Here is a 7,660-nt window from a genome sequence, read left to right on the forward strand (position 1 = left end):
CGCGCGATCCGCGCCGCCCTGCCGGCCGCGCCGCCGGAGCAGGCCGCGCGCCTGCGGGTGGCACTGGCCGACCTGCACGCCATCTATACCTCGCTGCTCGACCAGGGAGACCGCCGTGCCCCGTGAACTGTCCGTGCTGGGGATCCTGATCCCCACCATCCTGCCCGTCTTCCTGGCCAGCCTGCTGCTGCAGGGCGCGCTCGACTGGCTGCTCAGCCACGCCGGCGTCTACCGGCACCTGTGGCACCCGGCGCTGGCGCGCCTGTGCCTGCTGGCCTGTATCTTCGGCGGCCTGACCATCTGGCTGTACCGCTGATTTCCCCAACCCTCCAACCTGAAGAAGAACACCGCCGTGAACGCTGCCGCAAAGACCTTTCGTTTCGTGCTGACCCTGGCCCTCGTGGGCGCCGCCCTGTGGGCCGGCAAGACCGGCTGGGATCGCTATATGGAGTCGCCCTGGACACGCGACGGCCGGGTCAAGGCTGATGTCGTGACGATCAGCGCCGACGTCGCCGGCGTCGTCACCGACGTGCGCGTGCACGACAACCAGCTGGTACACAAGGGCGACGTGCTGTTCGTCGTCGACGACGCGCGCTACCGCAATGCGCTGGCCACGGCGGAAGCGGCGCTGGCGGCCCAGGGCGTCGAGAAAGGCCGGCGCGGCAGCGAAGCGAAACGGCGCGCCGCGCTGGACGCGGACATCATCTCGGCCGAGAGCCGCGAAACGGCCGATTACGCGCTCGGCACGGCCACGGCCCACTATCGCGCTGCGCTGGCCGCGCGCGAGCTGGCCCGGCTGAACGTGGAACGCACCGTCGTGCGCGCCCCCGTGACGGGGTACATCACCAACCTGCATGTCCACGCGGGCGACTTCGCCGCCGTCGGCGCGGCCAAGCTGGCGCTGATCGACAATGCTTCGTTCTACGTGATGGGTTATTTCGAGGAGACCCGCCTGCCGCTGCTGAAACCCGGCGCGCCGGTGGACGTACGGCTGATGGACGGCGTCGCGCTGCGGGGCCATATCGAAAGCATCGCCCGCGGCATCACGGACCGCGACGCCAGCACGGGCCGCGAACTGCTGGCCGACGTCAACCCCACCTTCAACTGGGTCCGCCTGGCCCAGCGCATTCCCGTGCGCGTGCACATCGACCGGCTGCCCCAGGGCACGCCGCTGGTGGCGGGCACGACGTGCACGGTGACCATCGTCGCCGGCGTTTGAGCACGCAGCACAAGACCTCTTGCGCCTGGAAGCGTGAATCGCCAGGCATCATGCCCGCACCGGTATCCCCCGCCAATCCACCACCTCAAAGGCCGCGCCCCCGAAGCGTACTTGTCCACGCCGCCGTTCGACGAGGTCCAGCTCGATCGCCAATTGACCCAGGGCGGGTGAGAGCTGGCGCAGCGCCCGGAACAAGTGCGTGTTGATGTGCTGGGTGTCGATGCCCAGCATCGCCCCGAGCGACACCACGTCGCGCCAGCCAGCCTCCGAGGAGACGACGCCTTGACTTTCGTCCCCACGCCGCTCCCGGGCAAGCAACAGCAGCGTTTGATGATGTGCACGTTCGCCCAGGTCGACGGCCGAACCGCCGACACCGAGTTCGAGCCGCACGTGTTCCTCGTCCTGGCTTACCAGGAAGCGAAACGTCACACGCCGCTCGCCAGGCTTGCATCGATGAGAGTCGGCCTCCGTCGCGTCGCCGGTTTCAACCAGCCCGCCCATGCCCCCATGCGCCATGGCGTTGGAGCGGTCCACTTGTGAAGGCAGCGCAGCAATCGCAATCGTATCTTTGTCCATCATCCGTCCCCGATTATTTCGGCCGTCAGGCACGACGCCAGCGGTCCGTTGCTGTGCATGATGCGACTCGCTTTAAGCGTGCTCAATACTCTCAATGTCGTACTGGAGTGACTTGCAAGTCAGAGGCATCGACATCGCTTTTTAATGCGGGAGCAATGGCGCTTCGCACCGGGCCTGATCGTTCCGTAAAGCCGCCGATTTGCCGCTCTCGTCAACTGTCAATTCCATCAGGCATATTTACAAGCCTGGAGCGAGCGAAATCAACTGGGCAGTGCTGTGCAAGCCCAGGCGGCGAAGGATATTCTCGCGGTGCTTGCGGACGGTAAGGACGCTAAGGCCCAGCAGGCGAGCGATTTCCTTGCTCGTGTGGCCCTGCACGATGAGATCCATGACTTGCCGTTCGCGCCTGGAAAGTACTGCTCTTAAAGGGACCGGGCTCGGCTGAACTCAGCCAGTGTCTTTCCCGGGCATACGCAATCAATTCGGCTGCATTGCGTAACGCAAGTTTGTTGAGCATATTGCTCCGGTGTTTGCGCACCGTCGACTCGGTAATCGACAATCGGGTGCCGATATCCCGGCACGACAGCCCCGCCGCAATGGCCAGCAGGATTTGCGCCTCGCGCGCGGTGAGCGGCTCGAATGCATTGATCATCGATCTGCTGCCCCCCGCCTGTTTCGCGGATCGAGCGACCTGGATACCCGCACGTCTGCTATTTCGGTGAAGGCCGGGAGGGCATTGAATCGGGAGCCTTTGTTCCCGTGGTTGGCTATTGTCTGGTCATGGCTTGTCATCGACGGTAATGGTAACACCCAGGTTTAAAACGGATATTACGCATGCAGGCCGCGAATGCGGTCTGCTTCCGAAACGAACCCTTACCAATAGGTGACCAGGATGGCAAACGTAGATCAATCCCAAATGTGGGCGCAATTAATGCAGGCCATGCAGTCCAAGCTGTTTCCCAACGGCCTGGGCGCCGACACGGTGTTCTCGGCCGCGTCGGTGGCACGCGCCGTCAACCTCAACGCTACCGACCCCGGCGTCACCAACTTCGGGGTATATTCGCTCGGCGACATCGTTCCCTCCAACAGCCCCAACTACAATCCCGCGCCCAGCGGCTTCGTGACGTCGTACACGCAATTTCTCGACTGGATCGACCTGGGCGGCGACAGCAATCCGAACCTGCAGTCGCAACTGAACATCGCACTCGACGGCGATGGCGGCGCCACGCCTGGCCTGAATGCCGTCCAGGCCGGCTACAACACCGTCTACAGCGCCGCCGCGGCGCAGTACGTGCTCCAGAAGCAGGCCGCCGCGACGGTCGGGGACACCATCGCGCCCTTCAAGTCCTGGGTCCTGACCAACTACCCGCAGTACGCCGCGGCCAAGAACCAGCTCGACGGCGCGCAGTCCAAAGTCGACCAGCTGAGCAACCAGCTGTACGGGCCGGGGTATCAACAGGTGCAACTGGCACGCCAGATCACCGGTATCAACGGTGGCGCCCAGGATCCGACAACGCAGAATGCCTACAACATGCAGGTCACGTCCGCGACCTATGTGCCGCCGGGATCGACGGCAGCTGTCATCGGTGCCGCCGCGGCGGTCAGCACCAGCACGACGGCCCAGGGCGTCTCTTCGTTCGTGCCACTGTACTCGCTGGACACGGCCTATGCCGCGACCTATGCCGAATGGCAGAAGGCGAGCGCGGCCGGCACGATCGGCGAGACTTTCCACTTCGACTCGCACAGCAGCGACTACGACTACAAGGAATCGGGCTGGAACGCGTCGGCCCAGGCCAGCTGGCACTCGTTCTTCTGGTCGGCCAGCGCGTCGTCGTCGTCGAGCGCGCAGACGGTGAGCGTGGATGACAGTTCGTCCGACTTCAGCGTCGACGTCTCCTTCGTCGGTGTGAAGGCCTTCTCCATCACCCCGGGTACCTGGTACCAGAACGGTTCGCTGCTCTCGACGTACAAGGACAAGCTGAAACCGGGTGCGCCGGACTTCTTCTCCGACAACGGCGCCCTGGCTCGCCGGGCCTCGCAGATCGTGCTCGGCTTCGAACCGACGATCACGGTGAAGCTCAGCGCCAGCGACTACAGCCGGCTGAAGAGTTCATGGCAGACCCAGGAGAGCCTTTCCGTCGGGGTCGGTCCGTTCAGCTTCAGCGGCTCAGGCGGGGCTGACTCGTCGAAGGACAACATCCATTACGACGACGCGACGTCGTCGATCAAGATCGGCCCGATCCAGTCGACGATGCCCGTGCTCCTCGGCGTGGTCAGCAGCAAGGTCTAAGGCCGCGAGCCGCCCAGCCCCCGCGCGAGCGGGGCCTCGCAAAGCATCCCTGTTGGAGCGATCAATCATGACGACACCTACATGCGGACTCGACACGGCATGGTCGGAGTGGTCCCAGGCACTGGTGAGCACGCTGTTCCCTGGCGGGCTGGGACCCGGCCAGCACTTCGCGTTCGGCCAGACGACACTGATCGCCGATTTCGCGAACGCCGACCCGCAGGTCGCCAATGCCGAGATCTTCCGCATCGGCGACGCGGTGCCCGCCGCGGCGCCCAACTTCGTGCCAATGGCGAGCCTGAGCGACGCTTACGGATTCTTCCTTCAGCGTATCGCATCGCCGGCGCTGGCAACGGCACAAGCCAATATGGCCGCCGCGAACAGCGCAGCACAAAGCGGCTTCAACATGCCCGCGAAAGTGGGTACGCAAGCGCCGGCGGGCTGCCTGCCGCCGGGACCGGGCAAGCCGGGGCCGGCATTGCAGGCCACGTTCTTGCCGGCCTATGAGCTTGATGCCGGGTTTCGTACGCGATACGAGGAGTGGCAGGCGTCGAGTGCCAGGGGCGACACCCGCGCCGGCGGCGTCATCGGCTTCAGTTCGCGGCTCGGCGGTCCGGCCGCTACGTCGCCGCCGATGCAGGCATTGATGCTGCCGTCGGTCAGTGCCCTGGCCGCGCAAGCACCCTCGGCCCCGGCCGGGGCGCCGCAGGCGCCAACGCCGCCCGCCTTCTTCAGGGTCGTCACGGCCGTTCCCGCTCCCGCGCCCTTGCTGTCCATGCCAGGCGCCAGCCTGGCGCAGCCTCCCGGCTCCTCCATGGGCCCTGCGCCAGGCGCCGTCGAACACTCCCGGCCGGTGCTGCTGTCGGCCGATGGCGGCCCAAGTACTTTTTCGCTCGAGGTCTCGTTCACGGGTCTCGGCACCTTCATGATCGGGCCGGCCCGCTGGTTCAGCGACACCGCGGTGCGGCTGTTCGCCGACCAGCTCTCGCCTGCGGACAAGACCCTGTTCTTCGCGACAGGCGGCGTGCTCGCGCGCCGCATCTACCAGGTCGTCGTCGCCTTCGAACCGACCGTGATCCTCAGTTTCGACGACCGCCAGGTCTTCGACAACGCGAAGGCGCTGCTGTCCGACCCGCAAGGCGATTCCGTCGGCATCGGCCCCCTCAACTTCCACGCGAACGTGGTCTCATCGACGGGCAGCGGGGGGCCGCTCTACAGCGACGACGTCCAGACCATCACCATCGGCCCCGTTCCATCGACCTTGCCTATCCTGCTCGGCGTGGTCAGCACGGACGTGGCCACTTTCCCTCCGGCTTCATGACCGGATTTTTCAAACCTACTCCGAAGGAGAATCAAATGCCTGACTCTTACGTATGGCTCGAATACTACGCCGGTGCGCCGGTAAGCAAGAACGTGAAATCGGATGAGCTGAAGTATTCCGACAAGCACCAGCATGGCGTCCAACCGACGCAGACCCAGGTGAACGGCCTGCAGGCTTCCCTCACCAGCAATGTCCAGGCGGTATACGCGACATACAACAACGCACATCCGGGCGCGGTGGTCGCAGTGCCGACCAACGCCGATATAGAACGGGGGCGCGCCGTCAAGACCCGATCAGCCCGCTAACCGGAACGTGCACTCGCACCGCAAAGGTCGAACGCCGGGCGACTCATGAGCCTTCGTGCCCTTCGGGTGCCGGAACTCATGAGTCCTTGCCCCTTCGGGCGCCCTGGCAGAGAGGAGCCATCATGACAAACTACGCAGGATTCGATACCGACGACTACCCAGGCCCCGTCCAGCTTGCCTGGCTGAAGACCAACACCAACCTCGGATGGTGCGGCTACTACCTCGCGCCCGCACCAAGCCACGACAACACCAGCTGGATGGGCCAGCGCCAGGTGCTGTCGGCCCAGGGCTGGGGCGTGGCGCCCATCTTCGTCGGCCAGCAAACCGCCGGGCCGGGCTCCCACAACGCAGCCGGTCCGCAAGGCAGCACGGACGGTGCGCTGGCCGCCAGGCTCGCCAGCCAGGAGGACTTTGCGCCGCTGTCATATATCTTCCTGGACTGGGAAGACGGCAGCAGCCCGGGCCAGGAGGCCCAGGCTTATGTGAGCGCCTGGGCCAGTGCAGTGGCCGGGAACGGCTACAGGCCCGGCATCTACTGCTCGCACCACCTCGCGCCCGACATGGCGGCGCTGATCGGCCGGCTCGATCCGGCGCCCCCATTGCGCATCTGGGCGTGGAACGTCGCCACCGTGGCCGCCCATCCTTACGGGGGCTTGATCGAGCGCTTTCCGGACGCCGACCCCGCCGGCTGCGGCTATCCGGCCGCGGTGGCATGGCAATGCCAGCAAAACTGCGTGCTGCAGCTTCCCGGGGCGCCGGTCACCCGAATGAAGGCCGACCTCAGTTGCGCCAGCGTGGCTGATCCAGGCGCTCCCTAGTGTGGAATTCCAAGCCCGGCCGCGCAGCGTGGTGGAATTGAACCTCGTAAATGCTGCGTCGTGATTTCCCTACAAATCCTTGGTGCATTCCGTGCGCACCTTCTTCTTGCCGTGACGATAGGTGGTGGTCGTGTGCATATAGCAGGTGGGCTCGCCTTCGAGATTGACTCGCTGCGACACGGAATACTCCTCTTTCAACACCAGCCTGCCCTTCGACCAGCAATATCGCGCCGTATGGATATCGACGGCGCCACCTTTCCCGAAGCCGGTAACGCAACGCCTGTCACGCGGATCGATGTCCAGTCCCATGATCCCGGACAGCGCTTCGTGCTCGACGAAGCGCCCGCCTGCGGGGTGATACAGGAACGCGGTAGTGCTGGTATTGCCGATGCCGGCAACACTGCTGGTAACGACCAGGTCGCCGCAGCCGTCATTGTTGAAATCCCTTGTGTCCATCAGATCGACGGCGCTTTCGCTGTCGCCGTAATAGTTTTCCACATTGTCGAGCATCTGCACGGTCGCACCGGCACGGTCGGTAATGCGAATACTGCCCACGTTCGGCTCCGCTGCCGTTTTCGGTATCCACGTGAAGGTGAACCTTGCCTTCGCATCGGGCGTGCATTGCCTGTCTACGCTCCAGGCCGGCGTCGAAGCCAGTCCCAGGACGGTAATGAATATGGTGCGCCACATGTTCGTTTCTCCAGATATTGCTGCGAGTGTAAGGCGTAGTTGCCATCTTGACAAGCAGCCTGTCTATCAAGCGTTCGCCGTCAAAACCGAAGGGCCTGGGCCTGGCCGGCACCTGGCTTTTCGGTTGCTATACTGGAGGGAACAGCACGGGAGCGTGCCATGATGATGCCGACACTACGCCGCCACCTGCGCCACCTGCTGGCGCACGGCCTGCTGTCGCTGGCGATCGGCTGCTCGACCGTGCCGGTGCCGCCCCCGTCGCCGTCGTCGGGCGCCATCGACATCGCATCGACCTCGGCCGATGCGCGGCCGGGCACGACGGGCACGACGGGCACCACCGGCGGTGCCCCGACGCCAGGCGCACCGGCAGCCGCCACGCCAGCCGGTGCGGCGCCCGTTCCTGACCACGCTGGCGGGCGCTGGGGTGGCCTGCTCGGCGCGATA

11 protein-coding genes are annotated in these 7,660 nt (G+C 65.1%); 7 read left to right on the plus strand and 4 right to left on the minus strand.

Features of this window, described 5'->3' with window-relative positions; all coding sequences use genetic code 11:
- Positions 1–115: 115 nt before the first annotated feature.
- A complete protein-coding gene (locus GM672_RS26615) occupies positions 116–316 on the plus strand; it encodes a DUF1656 domain-containing protein (RefSeq protein ID WP_170300266.1) in 201 nt (66 codons plus the stop codon).
- Positions 317–352: 36 nt separating this feature from the next.
- Positions 353–1,219 carry an efflux RND transporter periplasmic adaptor subunit gene (locus GM672_RS26620; protein WP_229427718.1) on the plus strand — a complete coding sequence of 289 codons (867 nt, stop codon included), beginning with the start codon at positions 353–355 and terminating at the stop codon, positions 1,217–1,219.
- Positions 1,220–1,267: 48 nt separating this feature from the next.
- Here the strand turns inward: GM672_RS26620 and GM672_RS26625 are convergent, their stop codons facing one another.
- The 3 genes from GM672_RS26625 to GM672_RS26630 all read right to left on the minus strand — a co-directional run bounded on the left by GM672_RS26625 (position 1,268) and on the right by GM672_RS26630 (position 2,447).
- Entirely contained in the window at positions 1,268–1,795 is a 528-nt protein-coding gene (locus tag GM672_RS26625) for a hypothetical protein (RefSeq protein ID WP_155473532.1), read from the minus strand.
- Positions 1,796–2,032: 237 nt separating this feature from the next.
- Positions 2,033–2,185, minus strand: a complete 153-nt coding sequence (locus GM672_RS29420; RefSeq protein ID WP_229417966.1) for a response regulator transcription factor — start codon at positions 2,183–2,185, stop codon at positions 2,033–2,035.
- Positions 2,127–2,447: a response regulator transcription factor gene (locus tag GM672_RS26630; RefSeq protein WP_229417967.1), complete on the minus strand. Its 321-nt coding sequence runs from the start codon at positions 2,445–2,447 to the stop codon at positions 2,127–2,129. The genes GM672_RS29420 and GM672_RS26630 overlap by 59 nt, the downstream gene beginning before the upstream one ends.
- Positions 2,448–2,711: 264 nt before the next feature.
- Here GM672_RS26630 and GM672_RS26635 point away from each other — a divergent pair, with 264 nt between their 5' ends.
- From GM672_RS26635 to GM672_RS26650, 4 genes are all read left to right on the plus strand, one after another.
- Positions 2,712–4,085, plus strand: coding sequence for a hypothetical protein (locus tag GM672_RS26635; protein ID WP_155473533.1), 1,374 nt, complete (start codon positions 2,712–2,714; stop codon positions 4,083–4,085).
- A gap of 67 nt (positions 4,086–4,152) precedes the next feature.
- Positions 4,153–5,403 (plus strand): hypothetical protein, encoded by a 1,251-nt coding sequence (locus GM672_RS26640; RefSeq protein ID WP_155473534.1) that lies wholly within the window; start codon positions 4,153–4,155, stop codon positions 5,401–5,403.
- Positions 5,404–5,438: 35 nt separating this feature from the next.
- Positions 5,439–5,708, plus strand: coding sequence for a hypothetical protein (locus tag GM672_RS26645; RefSeq protein WP_155473535.1), 270 nt, complete (start codon positions 5,439–5,441; stop codon positions 5,706–5,708).
- A 122-nt stretch (positions 5,709–5,830) separates the two neighbouring features.
- Entirely contained in the window at positions 5,831–6,526 is a 696-nt protein-coding gene (locus GM672_RS26650; RefSeq protein WP_155473536.1) for a glycoside hydrolase domain-containing protein, read from the plus strand.
- 69 nt (positions 6,527–6,595) lie between these two features.
- Here GM672_RS26650 and GM672_RS26655 read toward each other — a convergent pair whose 3' ends face one another.
- A complete protein-coding gene (locus tag GM672_RS26655) occupies positions 6,596–7,216 on the minus strand; it encodes an XAC2610-related protein (protein ID WP_155473537.1) in 621 nt (206 codons plus the stop codon).
- 159 nt (positions 7,217–7,375) lie between these two features.
- Here GM672_RS26655 and GM672_RS26660 point away from each other — a divergent pair.
- The coding region (locus tag GM672_RS26660) for a hypothetical protein (protein ID WP_371867105.1) at positions 7,376–7,660 on the plus strand (285 nt) is incomplete at its 3' end.

This window comes from Pseudoduganella buxea (assembly GCF_009720835.1).
Taxonomy (GTDB): domain Bacteria; phylum Pseudomonadota; class Gammaproteobacteria; order Burkholderiales; family Burkholderiaceae_D; genus Rugamonas; species Rugamonas buxea.